A 15,484-nucleotide genomic window follows, 5' to 3' on the forward strand; every position below is an offset into this window, starting at 1 on the left:
CGGTCTGGGAGGTTCCGGCGGAGGCGTAGCCTTGCCGAAAACTAGTCAGGCTCACCAAACTTGCTGAGGACCAGTGCCTTCAGATCCTCTGCCAGCAGTGCGGATTCGGGGCCGTGGGTCACCACCTCGATCCGGGTTCCCTGCGCACCCTCCAACATCAGCAGACCCATGATCGAGTCGCCGGAAACGGTTTCACCGTTGCGCGTGACCGAAGCGGTCGCGTCGCGGGCCTCGACACATTCGACGAAGCGGGCGGAGGCGCGGGCGTGCAGCCCTTTGCGGTTGGTTATATCAAGCGTGAATTTCATAGGCTCAGCAGGCAACGACAGAGGAAGGGGCGGGCGCGTGACGGGCATCCAGATAACGGTGCCCCGCATCGACCGCCGCGTTGATCGCATCGGCCCGTGGCAGGTGCCGCGACTTCGCCAGTTGCACCAGCATCGGCATGTTGGCCCCGTATAGCATATCCATCCCGTGGCGCATGGAGGCCTTCATCGCGAGGTTCGAGGGGGTGGAGCCGAACAGATCCGTCACCAGGATCACGCCCTGCCCCTGATTGACCTCATCCGACGCGGTCGCGATCTGATCCTGCCGGGTTTCCAGCTTGTCATCCGGGCCGACGGAAATGGCGCGCACACCCTTCAACGGCCCGACGACATGTTCAAGCGCAGCGAGATATTCCTGAGCGAGCCCACCATGGGCCACAATGACGATACCGATCAAACCCGGTTTCACCCTTCTTTTCCCGAAGCGGCGACCGTTGCTTCGGATGCCGTTTTCCGGTCGAGTTCCCTGTGGCGAATAGACACGCGTGTTTCCGCCTGCGCAAGACGTTTCCCGATCGCCTCAGCCATATAGACGGAGCGGTGTTGCCCCCCGGTACACCCGAATCCCAGACTGAAATATGCCTTGCCCTCATCACGATAGGCGGGAATCAGCAGGTCGAGCAAGGCGCAGACCTGATCGTGGAACGCATCGTGGCGCGGATCGGACTGAACATAGCGGGCCACCGCCTCATCCAATCCGGTCAGGGCGCGCAGCTCGGGCTGCCAATGGGGATTTTGCAGGAACCGGCAGTCCAGCACCATGTCCAGACCGCGCGGGATGCCACGTTTGTAGGAAAACGACTGGACGCTTACGGACAAGCCGGTGCGCCCTTCGGGGCCGAACCACGTGGCGATCTCCGCCTTCAGATCGTGCGGCGACAGGTCGGTGGTGTCGATGACGATATCGGCGCGATCCTTGAGGCCGCTGAGCATGTCCACCTCACGCGCGACGGCGGTGGCGGCGGCCTCATCGTCGAGCGGATGGCGGCGGCGGGTTTCGGAAAACCGGCGTGACAGAACCTCTTGCGTGCAGTCGAGATATAGCAGCTTGCCCGCGACGCTGGGCTCCTCCTGCATCCAGGACACGATGTCGAGCAGGTTGCCGGCGGAAAAGCCCCGCGTGCGGACATCCACACCGATGGCCAGCGGTCCTCGGGCGTCACCGGTGGCGACCTGTTCGATCAGAGACAGGGGCAGATTGTCGATCACTTCGAAACGCAAATCCTCCAGCGCCCGGATCGCCGTCGTGCGCCCCGCACCGGATGGACCGGTCACGAGCACCATCGGCGTTCTATCGTGAATCCCCTTTGTCATGTTCGCATCCGCCCTCGTCGATCAATTCGATTTCGTCACGTAGCCATAGTTCGATCACACTGCAAAGTTGCAAGATCGACCTGCCAGCGATCCGACGCAATGTGATGCCGCGATGATGCCAGGTCAGCGGATCCGGCTGCCGCCCGTCCGGTGTCGCGTCCAGATCCACCACCAGCGATAGCGCCGCGTATGGACGCGGTATCACACGTCCGATGCCGATGCCACGCAACTCGACCAACCCACGCAACGTATCGGGGGCGGAGGCGATCAGTTGACCGTCGCGCGGTTCGATCCTGACCCTGTCATCCGCCACCAGCCTGGCCCCGCGCGCCATCAGGTCCAGCGCGAGGGCGCTCTTGCCCGACCCTGCGGCCCCGATGATCAGGACCGCCCGGTGCGGCCCTGCTATAACAGTGCCGTGCACGGTCACAATGGCAGTTCCACGGTAAATTGCGCCCCTGTAACTTCACCTGCCGCATCGGTCAGATTCCGGGCGAAGATATGCCCGTTATGCGCCTCGACGATCTGTTTCGAGATCGCGAGGCCGAGGCCCGAATGAGTGCCGAATGTCTGTCCCGGCCGTTCGGAATAGAAACGGCTGAAGACATCCGTCAAATTGTCGGCGGGAATGCCCGGCCCCGTGTCCGAGACGGTCACGATGGCCTGCCCGTCCGCGATCGAAACCCGTACCGTCACGCGCCCCCCCGGCGGTGTGAAGCTGACCGCGTTGGTAATCAGGTTGACCACGACCTGCGCCAGCCGCCCCTCCAGCCCCTGCACGATAACGGCTGGCTCCGGTGTTTCGGCGCTCAGGACAACCTCGCGCTTGCTCGCCTCACCCTGATTGTATTCGACCAGCGCCGTTACCAGAGCGTTCAGATCGAAGGGCTCCATCTCCTCCCGCACCAGTTCACTGTCCAGCCGCGACGCGTTGGAGATATCGGTGACCAGTCGATCCAGCCGCTGCACGTCACTGGCGATCACATCCAGCAGGCGTTTGCGCTGCTCGTCCGTCTTGGCATATTCCATCGTCTCCACCGCGGATCGCAGCGAGGTGAGGGGATTCTTGATCTCATGCGCGACGTCGGCGGCAAAAACCTCGTTTGCCTCGATCCGTTCGTAGAGCGCCTGCGTCATCAGGATCAGCGCACGGCTGAGGTTCCCGATCTCATCGGGGCGTCCCGTCAGATCGGGGAAGTGAATACGCTCCGGCGCCATGTCACGGGTCGAGCGGCTGGCCCGCTGCGCCGCATTCGCCAAGGCCCGCAGCGGGCGAGCGATCGAATTCGCGAGAACAACCGACAGCGCAATCGAGACGGTCAGCGCCAGTAGGAACATCGTCATCATCTGTCGCCGCTCGTTGGAGACCAGTTGCGAGATGTCGCCGCTGCGCGTGGACATCACCAAAGCGCCCACCGGCTGGTTCCGCGAGATCACGGGCAGCGACACCGACAGAATGTAATCGCCGGCATCATCGCTGCTGACGATCTGCCGAGCCTGCCCGGACAACGCATCCTCGACGATATCATCAAGGACCTCGCGCGTCAGGGTTGCGCCCGATCCCTCCCTGCGCCGCAGCAGTGCGGAGATACGATCTATCACGGTATCGAACAGATAAACGGCAACCTCCCCGGCGGATGTGACCTCACCTTCCTCCATCTGCGATCGCGCCTGTTCCGCCGCGCTCAGACTGTCGGACAGCAAGTCACCGTCCATTCCGTACAGCCTGACCTGCGCGCCAGTGACAGGGCCGACCGACTGGACCACCTCGTCCGCGATGTCCATGTTCAGGACCGTGCCGTCGGCCTGAACACCGAATTGATGGATGGTGCGGGCGATCAGCAATCCGTCGCGAACCAGGCCCTGCGCGCGCTGTTCGACCAGCGATCGCTCAAACTGGCTGAGGAACAATATCCCGATTACCAATGTCGCCTGCGCCAACAGGTTGAAGAACACAATCTTTCGCGCGATGGGCGATGTGGAATACAGCTCATCAGGGGTATCGTCCTGATCGCGGCCAGATTGCGACGCGGCGATGGTCAGACCGCCTCCACGCTCCAGCCGTGGCAACGACAGCCCCCTGCGCTTGTTTCGATCCCGCACGCTAGACCTCGGTGAACCGATACCCGATTCCGTAAAGGGTCTCGATCGAGGAGAAGCCATCGTCGATGCGCTTGAACTTCTTGCGCACCCGCTTGATATGGCTGTCGATGGTGCGGTCGTCGACGTAGACCTGATCATCGTAGGCGGCATCCATCAACTGATCGCGATTTTTCACGAAGCCCGGTCGCTGGGCCAGCGCCTCGAGAATCAGGAACTCCGTCACGGTGAGGGACACAGGGTTGCCGTTCCAGCTAACGATGTGGCGCAGCGAATCCATGGTCAGCTTGCCGCGATGCATGATCGTGTCGGCTTCTTCCTCGGTTTCCGGCTCCAACCGTGCGGCACGACGACGCAGCACGGCGCGGATACGCTCCAGCAGCAAACGTTGCGAAAATGGCTTGCGAACGTAGTCGTCGGCGCCCATGCGCAGACCCAGCACCTCGTCGATCTCCTCATCCTTGGATGTCAGAAAAATCACGGGCATATCGTTCTTCTGCCGCAACCGTCGCAGCAATTCCATCCCGTCCATGCGCGGCATCTTGATGTCGAGCACAGCCAGATCGGCCTCGCCTTGGGACAAGGCTGGCAACGCGGACGCACCGTCCGAGAAGGTCGTTACCTCGAACCCCTCCCCCTCCAGAACCATCGCGACGGAGGTCAGGATATTTTGATCGTCGTCAACCAGTGTAATCCGGTGCATGTGGTGGCCCCCAAGCCTGAGACTCTCGTTTCGGGGACTATCGTCGAACACAAACGCAGTGTCACGTATTTGCTTCATTTCGGGTTAAGCGGAACAGTCCAAAGCGGTTGCGGAATAAAGTAACAAAAAATGTGGGCTGGAATTGCGCAATGTTGCCGGTTAAGGAAAAGCGTCATCGCATGATTCAGGTGCTCGCGCACTGTCGGACTGGCCCTCCGGCGGTATCATGCAGATAGAGACGCGGGGCGCGCCGCCAAGGTATTTGCGCGCCTCATACCCGCAGGAGCACAGTCCGAAATGGAGACTGGCAAGGTCAACCCGGACCAAACACTCGAACGGAACGGCATCAAAAATGTCGGCACCGTACATTACAATCTGCTCGAACCCGCGCTGATCGAAGCCGCTGTAAAGCGCGACGAGGGTACGCTGGGTGAGGGGGGGACGTTCCTCGTCTCCACCGGCAAGCACACAGGTCGGTCGCCCAAGGACAAGTTCGTCGTGGCCGAACCCTCAGTCGAGGACAGCATCTGGTGGGAGAACAACCCCCCCATGCAGCCCGACGCATTCGCACGCCTTCACGCCGACATGCTCGCCCATGTCGAGGGGGGCGAACTGTTCGTGCAGGACCTGTACGGCGGCGCGGATCCCGATCATCGCCTGAATGTGCGCGTCGTAACGGAGCTTGCCTGGCACAACCTGTTCATCCGCCACCTGCTGCGCCGGCCGGAGCTGGAGGAGCTGGAAAGCTTCGTTCCCGAATTCACGATCATCAACTGCCCGTCGTTCAAGGCGGACCCCGAACGGCACGGGTGCCGGTCCGAAACGGTGATCGCGCTCAGCTTCGAGACCAAGACGATCCTGATCGGCGGCACCTCCTACGCGGGCGAAAACAAGAAAAGCGTGTTCACGCTGCTCAACTACCTGTTGCCTGCGAAGGGCGTGATGCCGATGCACTGCTCGGCCAACCACGCAAAGGGGGATTCCGACGATGTCGCGGTATTCTTCGGGCTGTCGGGCACGGGCAAGACGACGCTCAGCGCGGATCCGGGCCGTATCCTGATCGGTGACGATGAACATGGCTGGTCGGACAACGGCGTCTTCAACTTCGAGGGTGGGTGCTACGCCAAGACCATCGACCTGAACCCCGAGGCAGAGCCGGAAATCTACGGCACGACCAAGATGTTCGGCACCGTGATCGAGAACATGGTCTTCGATCCGCATACCAAGGCGCTGGATTTCAAGGATGACAGCCTGACGCCGAACATGCGTTGCGCCTATCCGCTGGACTACATCTCGAACGCATCCGACACGGCGCGGGGCGGAATGCCGCGCAATATCGTCATGCTGACCTGCGATGCGTTCGGCGTGCTGCCCCCCATCGCGCGGCTGACGCCGGCGCAGGCGATGTATCACTTCCTTAGCGGATTCACCTCCAAGGTGGCCGGAACCGAGAAGGGCGTGACCGAGCCTTCGCCCACGTTCTCCACCTGCTTCGGCGCGCCGTTCATGCCACGCCGCCCCGAGGTTTATGGCGCTCTGCTGCGGGAGAAGATCGCTGAACATGGCGCGACCTGCTGGCTGGTGAACACCGGCTGGACCGGTGGAGCTTACGGCACCGGATCGCGGATGCCGATCCGCGCCACGCGCGCCTTGCTGACGGCGGCACTGACCGGCAAACTGGACGATGCGCAATACCGCCGCGACGAGAATTTCGGCTTCGAAGTGCCGGTTGCGGTCGCGGGCGTCTCCGACCTTCTGCTGGACCCGCGCCGCACTTGGGACGACAAGTCGGCCTATGATGCGCAGGCCCGCAAATTGGCGGAGATGTTCGCGCAGAACTTCGCCCAGTATGAGGCACATGTGGACGATGAGGTGATGCAGATCGCCGTCACCGCCGCCTGAGCATCCTGAACATGACGGGCGCACCCTGACCGGTGCGCCCGTATTCTTCTGTCCTCAAATATCCCCGCCGGAGGCGTTATTCATCATAGCGCGCCAGTTCGATCAGATTGCCGTCCGGATCGTTGAAATAGATTGAGACGATCGGCCCACGCGCCCCCGATTTGGTCACCGGACCTTCCACCACCTCCACACCCTGCGTCGCCAGATGCGCCAGCACGTCGGCATCGCCGGTCTCACGCACCAGGCACAGATCGCCGCTGCCGATGGCGGCATTGTTGCGTTGCTCCTGCCCCAGAACCTGCAAATTGATCTTCTGATCCCCGATTTGCAGTGCCCACCGCCCCTGCGCGAAGGTCACGGCCTCCACCCCCAGGACGCGGGTGTAGAATGCCACGGCGTCGTCGATATCGCGCACGGTCAGCACGACATGATCTAGGGACAGGGCGAGCGGCATGGCGTTCTCCGACAAAGCTTGACCGAACCCTACGCTACTGGCATCCGCTGAATTATGAAAGCTGATCGCCACCCTGTCGCCGCCGCCTGCGGCCACCCGCTGACCACACAGGCCGCGCATGATGTGCTGTGCGCGGGCGGCAGCGCCGTGGATGCGTGCATCGCCGCCGCCCTGATGGCCTGCGTGGTGGAGCCTGTGCTGGCAGGTCCGATGGGCGGCGGCTTCATGATGCTGTGCCCGGCGCAAGGGTCCGCGCGGGTGCTCGATGGCTTCGTCCAGACACCCCGTCGGCGTATCCCGGCGGAGGTTCACAGCATCGAGGCGGATTTCGGTGATACCCGTCAGATATTCCACATCGGTCCGGGCACGATCGCGACGCCCGGCCTGATACCGATGCTGTTCGAGGCGCATGCCCGCGCGGGCCGGATGTCGATGCCCGACCTTGCCCAACCGGCCGTGACCGCCGCCCGCGCGGGCCATGTTGTCACGACCTTTCAGGCGGAGGTCGCGCGCATCACCAGCCCGATCCTCAGCCACATTCCAGCCACCGCGCAGCGCTTCGGCATGGCGAAAGGGCCCCTGCAAGCCGGCGATCATCTGTGCACGCCTGATCTGGCCGACGCGCTGGAGGTTCTGGCGATCGAAGGCGCGCGCCTGTTCACCGAAGGGGAGGTCGCGCAGGCGCTTCTGTCGTTGGACGGCATCGCACTGACCGGCGAGGATCTGCGCCGCTATGCGCCCAGATGGCGGGAACCGCTGCACATGTCGCGGCACGGCTGGGACGTGGCGCTGACGCCCTCCCCCTCCATCGGGGGAACGCAAATCGCGCTCATGCTCGATGCTATGCCGCAGGAGGTGACCCCCGCGCTGCTGCACAGGGCACAGGCGGAATTGCTGGATCTGCGCGCGCAGTCGTCCGATCCGCTGACCTTCGATCCGGCACTGGTGGCGCAGTTGCGGCGCACGCTGGCCGGTCACGCGGCCCGCCAGCGCGGCACCACGCATATTTCCGTCACCGATCGGGGCGGAATGGGCGCGGCGCTGACGCTATCTAACGGCACGGGCGCGGGGGTCATCGTGCCCGGTACCGGCATCATGCCCAACAACATGCTGGGTGAGGAGGACCTGCTGCCGGGCGGGCCGGAAAGCTGGGCGCCGGATGTCCGACTTGCCTCCGCCATGTGCCCCATGTGCCTGCGCGCGCCGGACGGTTCGATCACGATGATGGGGTCGGGCGGTTCCAGCCGCATCCGCACTGCGCTCAGCCAGACGGCTTTGCACCTGATCGCGGGCCAACCGCTGGAGGACGCGGTGATGGCCCCTCGGCTGCACCTGGATATCGCGAACGGCCCCGTGATGGCGGAGCCGGGAGACGAGTGCTGGACCGACGCCTTGCACGATCTGCCTGCGGACGTGACGATCTGGCCCGAACGCTCGATGTATTTCGGCGGCGTCCATGCGGTGCGCAGCACCCGGGGCGGCGTCACAGCTGTCGCGGATCCCCGACGCGACGGTGTGGCATTGACCTAGCCCAGCAGGCCGCGCCGCAGAAGGTTCAATCCCGCCACGATCAGGACCAGCAGGGTCACCTTGCGGAAGGTTTCCTGCTCCAGCCGGTCCTGCACCAACAGGCCCACCGCCATGCCACCGAATGCAGGTGCGATCAACATTACGGACAAGGGCAATGTCGTCGCGTTCAACACGCCGGTCGAACCGTGGACCGAGATCACGACCAGCAGCCCCAGTAGGAAGATCACGCCCTGCACGCGCACCATCTCGACCTTGGGGACTTCACGCGCCAGCAGATACAACACGACCGGCGGCCCTGTTACCGCCGCCAAACCGCCGAATATACCTGCCAGTACGCCGGAGATCACCGCCGCGATCCGGCTCGCCCCGATCACGGGGCCGGGGCGCCATCCCGCCAGTTGCACGATCGCGAAGAACGTGACGCCGAGGCCAAGGATGACAAACAGCACCTCCGTCGACAGGATGCTGACCAACGGCGCGACCAGCCCCATCACACAGATGATCAGCAAAACGTAGAGGCGGAACGCCCAGAAGCTGTCCCACGCCGCGCGGGGCCCGTCGCGGAACGCCTGCCAGACATTGGTCAGCATCGCCGGCAGCATGACCGCCGCGACGGCCACAGGGGCAGGCAGCATCGAGCCGATGCCGCTGACCGCCAGCATGGGCAGCGCGAAACCGACCGCGCCCTTCACAAATCCTGCGAAGAACATGATCGACATCGCGATCAGAATCAAATCAAGGTCGATGCTGGTGAAAACCGGTGTGAAGAAAATCATGCGGCGGAGTTGGCATTTCCAGCACGCAAAACGCAATGCTAATAAGAGTGCGCCTTACCGCCGCACGGCGCACGATTGTTGCGAGGCGATCTTGACCCTGCGCGCGCCGCCTCATAATGTCCGCGCAACCGCAAAATAATTGTGCGCCGCACCATCAAGAGGCCCGACTCATGAAAGACACGCCGATGACCAAGGATCGCATTATCCCCAAAGCACAGGCTGCTGTCGCCCCCCTTCAGGCCCTTCGTGCCGATGCCGTGGACGCGCTGGGGAAACTCACGGAAACAGCCAGCGTCGATTCGGTACAATACGATGCCCACGGCGTCGCGTGGGTGTCCACCTATTGCGAAGCTCTGGTTCAGCTCATCGATTGGGCATCCCGCCTGGACGCGCAGGGCGCGTTCGGTGAGATGGAGGAGCTGATCCTGACCATCGGCCTGGGCGAATACCTGTCGCAACTGGGCGGCGGCATCGCGATGAGCCAGGGGGAGATGTTCCGCCTTTCCGAACTGGGATTGCATTTGCCCGAATCCCTGACCGCCCTGATGTCCGGCAACACCGATGCGGCGCGCCAGCGCCTCGCCACGCTGATGGTCGAACGGCAGGGCATCGCCAGCTTCGGTGCGACGGCTCTGGACGAAGAGTTCGAGATGATCCGCGAGCAATTCCGACGCTTCGCGGATGAGAAGGTCCTGCCCTATGCGCATCAATGGCATCTGAACGATGAACTGATCCCGATGAGTGTGATCGAGGAGATGTCCGAACTGGGCGTCTTTGGTCTGACCATTCCCGAGGAACATGGCGGTTTCGGGCTGGGCAAGACGGCGATGTGTGTCGTCTCCGAGGAGCTTTCGCGCGGCTATATCGGCGTCGGCTCTCTGGGCACCCGCTCGGAGATCGCGGCGGAGCTGATCCTGGGCGGCGGCACCGATGCGCAAAAGGCGGAATGGCTGCCCCGGCTTGCCAGCGGTGAAACCCTGCCGACAGCCGTGTTCACCGAGCCCAATACCGGCTCCGATCTGGGCGCGCTCAAGACGCGGGGGATCAAGGACGGTGATGACTGGATCCTGCGCGGCAACAAGACCTGGATCACCCATGCCGGCCGCACCGACCTGATGACCGTGCTCGCCCGGACGGTGCCCGATACGAACAATTATTCCGGCCTGTCGATGTTCCTCGCTCCCAAGACACGCGGCACAGATACCGATCCGTTCCCCGATGCAACGATTGATGGGGGGGAGATCGAGGTGCTGGGCTATCGCGGAATGAAGGAATATACCCTCGCGCTGGACGATCACCGCGTCCCGGGCTCCGCCCTGCTGGGCGGCAAGGAAGGCCAGGGTTTCCGCCAGTTGATGCGCACCTTCGAAAGCGCGCGGATCCAGACTGCGGCGCGGGCAATCGGCGTCGCGCAATCCGCGATGGAACTCAGCCTGCAATATGCGCTGGACCGCACCGCCTTCGGCAAGCCGCTGATAGATAAGCCCCGTGTCTATGCCAAGCTGGCGATGATGACGGTCGAAATCATGATCGCCCGTCAGCTCACCTATTTCTCCGCCCGGGAAAAGGACGCGGAGCGGCGCTGCGATCTGGAGGCGGGCATGGCCAAGCTGCTGGGTGCCCGCGTCGCGTGGGCGGCTGCGGATAACGGCGTGCAAATCCACGGCGGCAACGGCTTTGCGATGGAATATCCCATCAGCCGCGTGCTGTGCGATGCGCGTATCCTCAATATCTTCGAGGGAGCGGCGGAAATTCAGGCGCATGTCATCGCCCGCCGCCTGCTGGACACGCGGCAGGCGTGATGTAGAAGCGGCGACTTGCCCCGGCGGGGTGTGCGGGGTAGCTCTATGCGAACCCAACCAACGGATACCCCGCCTATGCTGCGCCTCGTGCCCCTGCTGCTGCTCGCCCTCGCCGCCTGTGACACCACCCCGCGTGAGGTCGTCACGCCGCCTGCGCCACGCCCTGCCCCCTCCCGCGGGGCGGAGATCGCGGCGTTGGAGACCCCAGACGTAACACCCGATGTGATCCCCAGCCGTATCGGTGACGTGGATTGGTCGCTCACCGTGCTCAACGATCGTCTGGTGGGCCAGGTGATGGAGGTAGACCTGTCCGGCGGCCTGATCGACGGCACCGGGCCGTGTCAAGCAATACGGGGGAATTACTTCGGCACCGGTCCGATTTTCGTCGTCGAGACGATCATCGTGCCCCGTCTGCCCGATTGCGAGCGGTCGAACCTGCAGGAGGAAATCGCCATCGCGATGATCGACGCCCGCTCCGCCGTGGTGGAAAACGGCGTGCTGGTCGTGCGCGATGCGGCGGGGGTCATCCGTCTGGAGTTTCTGCCCCTCTGACCAACTGCGCCACGATCGCACGCTCCGCCTGATCGCGTGCGTCCAGCACGGTCGTCCGGCTCAGCGTCGGGGCCAGCCAGCGGCGCAGGAAATGCCCGGTCAGGCGCAAGGCATCCCGCGTGTCGTCCGCCGAGGCATCGCCGCCCATCAGCAGGAACAGCGGCAGCGGCAACAGACGATCCGCCCAGTCCCCGGCACCTGCCTGCGACACCGCCCGCCCCGATTTCGGAGAAACGAAGCGCAGCTGCTGTGTACCCCCCGTCACCGCGCAGGTGGTCAGGTCGAGGCCAAATCCCAGATCCGCCAGAAGCGACAACTCCCATTGCGCGTAAAGCTGCGGCCAGTCCGGCTGCCGCGCCAGCGCGTCCAGCAGATCGAGCGTCCTGTCATGCAATTCCTCGATCGGCTGACGTTCGGGCAGGCAGGAGGTCAGCAGACCCGCAACGGATTGCAAGGTCGCCAGCGCCGCCCGGTCCGCCATGATCGGAACCGCGCGCGACCGCACGGGCTCGGCCACGAACGATCCGATATGATCCTCGATCCGGGCGCGCCATGTCAGGTCCAGTTGCGCCCCGATCTGCAACAGGGGCGCCTGCCTGCGTGATGCCCCGCCGCGCACGACGCCTGCGTGCAGGCCATGGTCGCGGGTCAAAACTTCGATGATGGCGTTCGCCTCACCGTGCCGGCGCACAGACAGCAGGATGCCCTGTTCGCGCCATTCGATCATTCGGCGGGCGGCCTCACCGCAGGCCCTCCTGATCCAGCAGGTGGCGCCCGGCGCGATCCTCAACCTCCACGATCCACAGATCGGGATCGGCGGCGCGCTGGCGCGCCAGTTCCGCCTCCACCACTGCATCGTCACCGGCGACCAGTTCTGTCCAAACCCGCCGGTAATCCATGTCGTAGGAGCGGTGGAACGCCTGCGCGGCCCCGTCCAGCGTGTTCAGCTTCACGATCACGGCACCGGCGGTAGGATCGCCCTTTGCCGTCACGAATACCGGGATGTCGTTCAGACGCAGCCGCGCCAGATAGGCGTGAACCCAGAAATCGGAGGTGAGGCGCGGCTCAGCCGCCATCTTTGATGTCGAGCCCCATTTCGGTGAAACGCTCGGCCTCATCCAGCCAGTTCGGCCGGACCTTGATTTGCAGGAACAGATGCACCTTGCGGCCCAGGAATTCCGTCAGTTCCTCACGCGCGGCCATGCTGACCGCTTTGATCGTCTCACCCTTCGGACCCAGGGCGATGCCCTTGTGACCGTCGCGCATGACGTAGATGATCTGGTCGATCCGCACGGACCCGTCCTTGCGCTCCTCCCAGCTTTCCGTCTCCACCGTCAATTGGTAGGGCAGTTCCTGATGCAGGCGCAGGGTCAGTTTTTCGCGGGTGATCTCCGCCGCGATCATGCGCAGCGGCAGGTCGGCGATCTGATCCTCGGGATACATCCACGGCCCCTCGGGCACGCGGCCCGCCAGCCAGGCCTTGAGGTCATCCACGCCATACCCCTTCTCCGCCGAGACCATGAAGATCTGGGCGAAGTCGAACTCCTTCGACATTTCCGCCGTCAGGGCCAGCAGGCGGTCGCGGGGAATGCGGTCGATCTTGTTGATGGCCAGCGCGACCTTCTGCCCCTCGACGTTGCGTTCCTTCAGTGCGGCAAGGATCGCATCGACGCCATCGGTTTTTCCACGGTGCGCCTCGATCAGCAGCACGACGATGTCCGCGTCCGCCGCACCGGACCACGCCGCCTTGACCATCGCGCGGTCCAGATTGCGGCGCGGGCGGAACAGGCCGGGCGTGTCCACCAGCACCAGCTGGCTGTCGCCCTGCATCGCGACGCCGCGAATACGCGCGCGGGTGGTCTGTACCTTGTGCGTCACGATCGAGACCTTGGCCCCCACCATCGCGTTGGTCAGCGTGGACTTGCCTGCATTCGGCTCCCCTATCAGGGCAACAAAGCCTGCGCGGGTCTGTTTTTGCTCACTCATGTTTGCTCACTCATCGGGCGAAATCTCCTGAAGCAGGCGGCGGGCGGCCTGCTGTTCGGCGTCGCGCTTGCTGCTCGCCTCCGCCGATGCGGCCCCACCGGATTCGAGCGTCACCTCGACCGTGAAGACCGGCTTGTGATCCGGTCCACGCCGGTTGACGATCTTGTAGACGGGCAGCGCCTCACCACGCGCCTGTGCCAGTTCCTGAAGCCGGGTCTTCGCGTCGCGGGCGTCTTCCTCAGCCTCGGCGATGCGGTCCGCCCACAGGCGCAGGATGACCTCCCGCGCCTTGTCCATTCCGGCGTCGCGATAGACGGCGGCAATCACGGCCTCCATCGCGTCACCCAGCAGGGCGGTCTTGCGCCGACCTCCGGTCTGCGCCTCGGACCGGCCCAGGATCAGCGCGTCGCCTATGCCGATATGTGAGGCAATCGCGGCGCAGGCTTCCTTGCGCACCAGGGCGTTGAAACGCGGGGCGATCTGCCCCTCGGCGGCGGATTTGTCTTCCTTCAGCAATGCCTCCGCGATGACCAGTCCCAGAACCCGGTCGCCCAGAAATTCCAGTCGCTGGTTGTCCGGACGCGCCCGGTTCGCGATAGAGGAATGCGTCAGCGCACGCTCCAACAGGGCCATATCCGTGAACTGATGGCCCAGCGCCCGCATCAGGGCGGCGCGTGCTTCCTTCGCGCTCACTCCACCCACTCGAAGAACCTGTCGAGACGCCAGTTCCACGGCTTGAACAGCGAGGTGCCGGCGGCGGACAGAACCACCAGGTTCGCCTTGCCAATCAGCAGATCGCGATGCACGAAGCCGACGCCACCGCCGTTGAACGCGGGCGGGCCGCTCAGCGAGGTGCGAAACTCTGAGATCTGCATCCGGTTGAAAAAGCGGCTGTCGATGGAATTGTCGCGGTTGTCGCCCATGAAGAAGTAGTGCTCCTCCGGCACGGTATAGACCGGCGTATTGTCAGACGAGCGGTCCGCGATGTTGAGCACCATATGCTCCACCCCGTTCGGCAGGGTCTCGACGAATTGTTCCTTCTGGCAGATCGCACCCAGCGACACGGTGCCGTTGGCGCATTGCGGCCGGGTGGCCTGCTGATCCTCGTAGATCTCCTCGAACGTCTCCGCCGGGGCGAGGGGCAGCATCTCACCGTTGATGATCAGACGGCCGCCCTGCATCTGGATCGTATCGCCGGGCAGGCCGATCAGTCGTTTGATATAGTCCGTGCCGTTCGCCGGATGCGCAAACACGACAATGTCGCCGCGTTCCGGCTCGGTGAACCAGATGCGCCCGTCAAAGGGGCACAGGCCCAGCGGGCAGGATTCTGCGGAATAGCCGTAGGCGAACTTGTTCACGAACAGAAAATCGCCGACCAGAAGCGTCGGCTTCATCGAACCCGAGGGGATATAGAACGGCTGAAAGAACAGCGTGCGGATCAATCCGGCCAGAAGCAGGGCGTAGACGACGGTCTTGAGCGTGTCGAGCACGCCGCCCTCGGATTTCTTGCTGGCCATGAAACGCTATCCTTACTGGTTTTGACGCTTGTGCGGTTTTTGCGCTAAGCCCCCGGAATGTCAACTGAGACTGGGCGTTCCATCGGTCGCGCCTCGATCACGACAAAGGCGCTGGCCCAGGGGTGATCGTCGGTCAGGGTCACGTGGATGAACGGCTCGAACCCCGGTGGAACCATGGTTTCCAGCCGATCCGCCGCCCAGCCGGTCACGCGCATGGTGGGCTGGCCGGTGCGCAGGTTTCGCACCTCCATGTCGCGCCATGCGATGCCCATGCGCAGGCCGGTGCCCAAGGCCTTGGAGCACGCTTCCTTGGCCGCCCAACGCTTCGCATAGCTTTCCACGCGATTGGCGATCCGTTCGGATCTGGCCCGTTCGACATCGGTGTAGCAGCGGTTCAGGAACCGATCACCGAACCGCTCGATCGTACCGGCGATCCGTTCGATATTCGCCAGATCGGTGCCAATGCCCAGGATCATAAGCGCGCCCGAACCTGGCTGTGACATGACTGCGCGGCGGCTGCAC

General features: G+C 63.8%; 18 protein-coding genes. 4 read left to right on the top strand and 14 right to left on the bottom strand.

From position 1 onward, the window contains the following. Positions 1 to 41: 41 nt before the first annotated feature. The 6 genes from G8E03_RS13590 to G8E03_RS13615 are packed head-to-tail and all read right to left on the bottom strand — an operon-like array spanning position 42 to position 4,443. Positions 42 to 308 (bottom strand): HPr family phosphocarrier protein, encoded by a 267-nt coding sequence (locus G8E03_RS13590; RefSeq protein ID WP_166192979.1) that lies wholly within the window; start codon positions 306 to 308, stop codon positions 42 to 44. 4 nt (positions 309 to 312) lie between these two features. Continuing rightward, entirely contained in the window at positions 313 to 723 is a 411-nt protein-coding gene (locus G8E03_RS13595; RefSeq protein WP_166194263.1) for a PTS sugar transporter subunit IIA, read from the bottom strand. Positions 724 to 731: 8 nt separating this feature from the next. Continuing rightward, on the bottom strand, positions 732 to 1,640 hold the full coding sequence (gene rapZ / locus G8E03_RS13600) for an RNase adapter RapZ (protein WP_166192982.1): 909 nt from the start codon (positions 1,638 to 1,640) through the stop codon (positions 732 to 734). Next, positions 1,618 to 2,064 carry an HPr kinase/phosphorylase gene (locus G8E03_RS13605; protein WP_240910365.1) on the bottom strand — a complete coding sequence of 149 codons (447 nt, stop codon included), beginning with the start codon at positions 2,062 to 2,064 and terminating at the stop codon, positions 1,618 to 1,620. The genes rapZ and G8E03_RS13605 overlap by 23 nt, the downstream gene beginning before the upstream one ends. 2 nt (positions 2,065 to 2,066) lie before the next feature. Next, positions 2,067 to 3,743 (bottom strand): ATP-binding protein, encoded by a 1,677-nt coding sequence (locus G8E03_RS13610; protein ID WP_166192985.1) that lies wholly within the window; start codon positions 3,741 to 3,743, stop codon positions 2,067 to 2,069. Between the two features lies 1 nt (position 3,744). Continuing rightward, complete coding sequence (locus G8E03_RS13615; RefSeq protein ID WP_166192987.1) at positions 3,745 to 4,443, bottom strand: response regulator transcription factor; 699 nt, start codon at positions 4,441 to 4,443, stop codon at positions 3,745 to 3,747. A gap of 297 nt (positions 4,444 to 4,740) precedes the next feature. On the opposite strand from G8E03_RS13615, the gene G8E03_RS13620 reads away from it, so the two are divergent. Further along, positions 4,741 to 6,345 (top strand): phosphoenolpyruvate carboxykinase, encoded by a 1,605-nt coding sequence (locus G8E03_RS13620; RefSeq protein ID WP_166192989.1) that lies wholly within the window; start codon positions 4,741 to 4,743, stop codon positions 6,343 to 6,345. 76 nt (positions 6,346 to 6,421) lie between these two features. Here the strand turns inward: G8E03_RS13620 and G8E03_RS13625 are convergent, their stop codons facing one another. After that, positions 6,422 to 6,799 (bottom strand): VOC family protein, encoded by a 378-nt coding sequence (locus G8E03_RS13625; protein ID WP_166192992.1) that lies wholly within the window; start codon positions 6,797 to 6,799, stop codon positions 6,422 to 6,424. Positions 6,800 to 6,853: 54 nt separating this feature from the next. On the opposite strand from G8E03_RS13625, the gene G8E03_RS13630 reads away from it, so the two are divergent. Further along, positions 6,854 to 8,329, top strand: coding sequence for a gamma-glutamyltransferase (locus G8E03_RS13630; protein WP_166192995.1), 1,476 nt, complete (start codon positions 6,854 to 6,856; stop codon positions 8,327 to 8,329). Here G8E03_RS13630 and G8E03_RS13635 read toward each other — a convergent pair. After that, positions 8,326 to 9,105, bottom strand: coding sequence for a sulfite exporter TauE/SafE family protein (locus tag G8E03_RS13635; RefSeq protein WP_166192998.1), 780 nt, complete (start codon positions 9,103 to 9,105; stop codon positions 8,326 to 8,328). The genes G8E03_RS13630 and G8E03_RS13635 overlap by 4 nt on opposite strands. Positions 9,106 to 9,275: 170 nt before the next feature. Here G8E03_RS13635 and G8E03_RS13640 point away from each other — a divergent pair, with 170 nt between their 5' ends. Both G8E03_RS13640 and G8E03_RS13645 read left to right on the top strand, forming a co-directional pair. After that, positions 9,276 to 10,907 (top strand): acyl-CoA dehydrogenase family protein, encoded by a 1,632-nt coding sequence (locus tag G8E03_RS13640; protein WP_166193001.1) that lies wholly within the window; start codon positions 9,276 to 9,278, stop codon positions 10,905 to 10,907. A 75-nt stretch (positions 10,908 to 10,982) separates the two neighbouring features. Then, positions 10,983 to 11,459 (top strand): hypothetical protein, encoded by a 477-nt coding sequence (locus G8E03_RS13645; protein ID WP_166193004.1) that lies wholly within the window; start codon positions 10,983 to 10,985, stop codon positions 11,457 to 11,459. Here the strand turns inward: G8E03_RS13645 and recO are convergent. Genes recO through acpS form a run of 6 tightly spaced genes read right to left on the bottom strand, consistent with a single transcriptional unit; the run spans position 11,431 to position 15,438 of the window. Continuing rightward, positions 11,431 to 12,186 carry a DNA repair protein RecO gene (gene recO, locus G8E03_RS13650; protein WP_205793137.1) on the bottom strand — a complete coding sequence of 252 codons (756 nt, stop codon included), beginning with the start codon at positions 12,184 to 12,186 and terminating at the stop codon, positions 11,431 to 11,433. The genes G8E03_RS13645 and recO overlap by 29 nt on opposite strands. 13 nt (positions 12,187 to 12,199) lie before the next feature. Beyond that, positions 12,200 to 12,535: a DUF1491 family protein gene (locus G8E03_RS13655; RefSeq protein WP_166193007.1), complete on the bottom strand. Its 336-nt coding sequence runs from the start codon at positions 12,533 to 12,535 to the stop codon at positions 12,200 to 12,202. Next, entirely contained in the window at positions 12,525 to 13,445 is a 921-nt protein-coding gene (era, locus tag G8E03_RS13660; protein WP_166193010.1) for a GTPase Era, read from the bottom strand. The genes G8E03_RS13655 and era overlap by 11 nt, the downstream gene beginning before the upstream one ends. A gap of 6 nt (positions 13,446 to 13,451) precedes the next feature. Further along, positions 13,452 to 14,108: a ribonuclease III gene (gene rnc / locus G8E03_RS13665; RefSeq protein ID WP_166194271.1), complete on the bottom strand. Its 657-nt coding sequence runs from the start codon at positions 14,106 to 14,108 to the stop codon at positions 13,452 to 13,454. A gap of 26 nt (positions 14,109 to 14,134) precedes the next feature. Then, a complete protein-coding gene (lepB, locus tag G8E03_RS13670) occupies positions 14,135 to 14,962 on the bottom strand; it encodes a signal peptidase I (RefSeq protein ID WP_166193013.1) in 828 nt (275 codons plus the stop codon). 44 nt (positions 14,963 to 15,006) lie between these two features. Further along, a complete protein-coding gene (gene acpS, locus G8E03_RS13675) occupies positions 15,007 to 15,438 on the bottom strand; it encodes a holo-ACP synthase (RefSeq protein ID WP_166193016.1) in 432 nt (143 codons plus the stop codon). Positions 15,439 to 15,484: the final 46 nt, after the last annotated feature.

It is taken from the genome of Pontivivens nitratireducens (assembly GCF_011290545.1).
Taxonomy (GTDB): domain Bacteria; phylum Pseudomonadota; class Alphaproteobacteria; order Rhodobacterales; family Rhodobacteraceae; genus Pontivivens; species Pontivivens nitratireducens.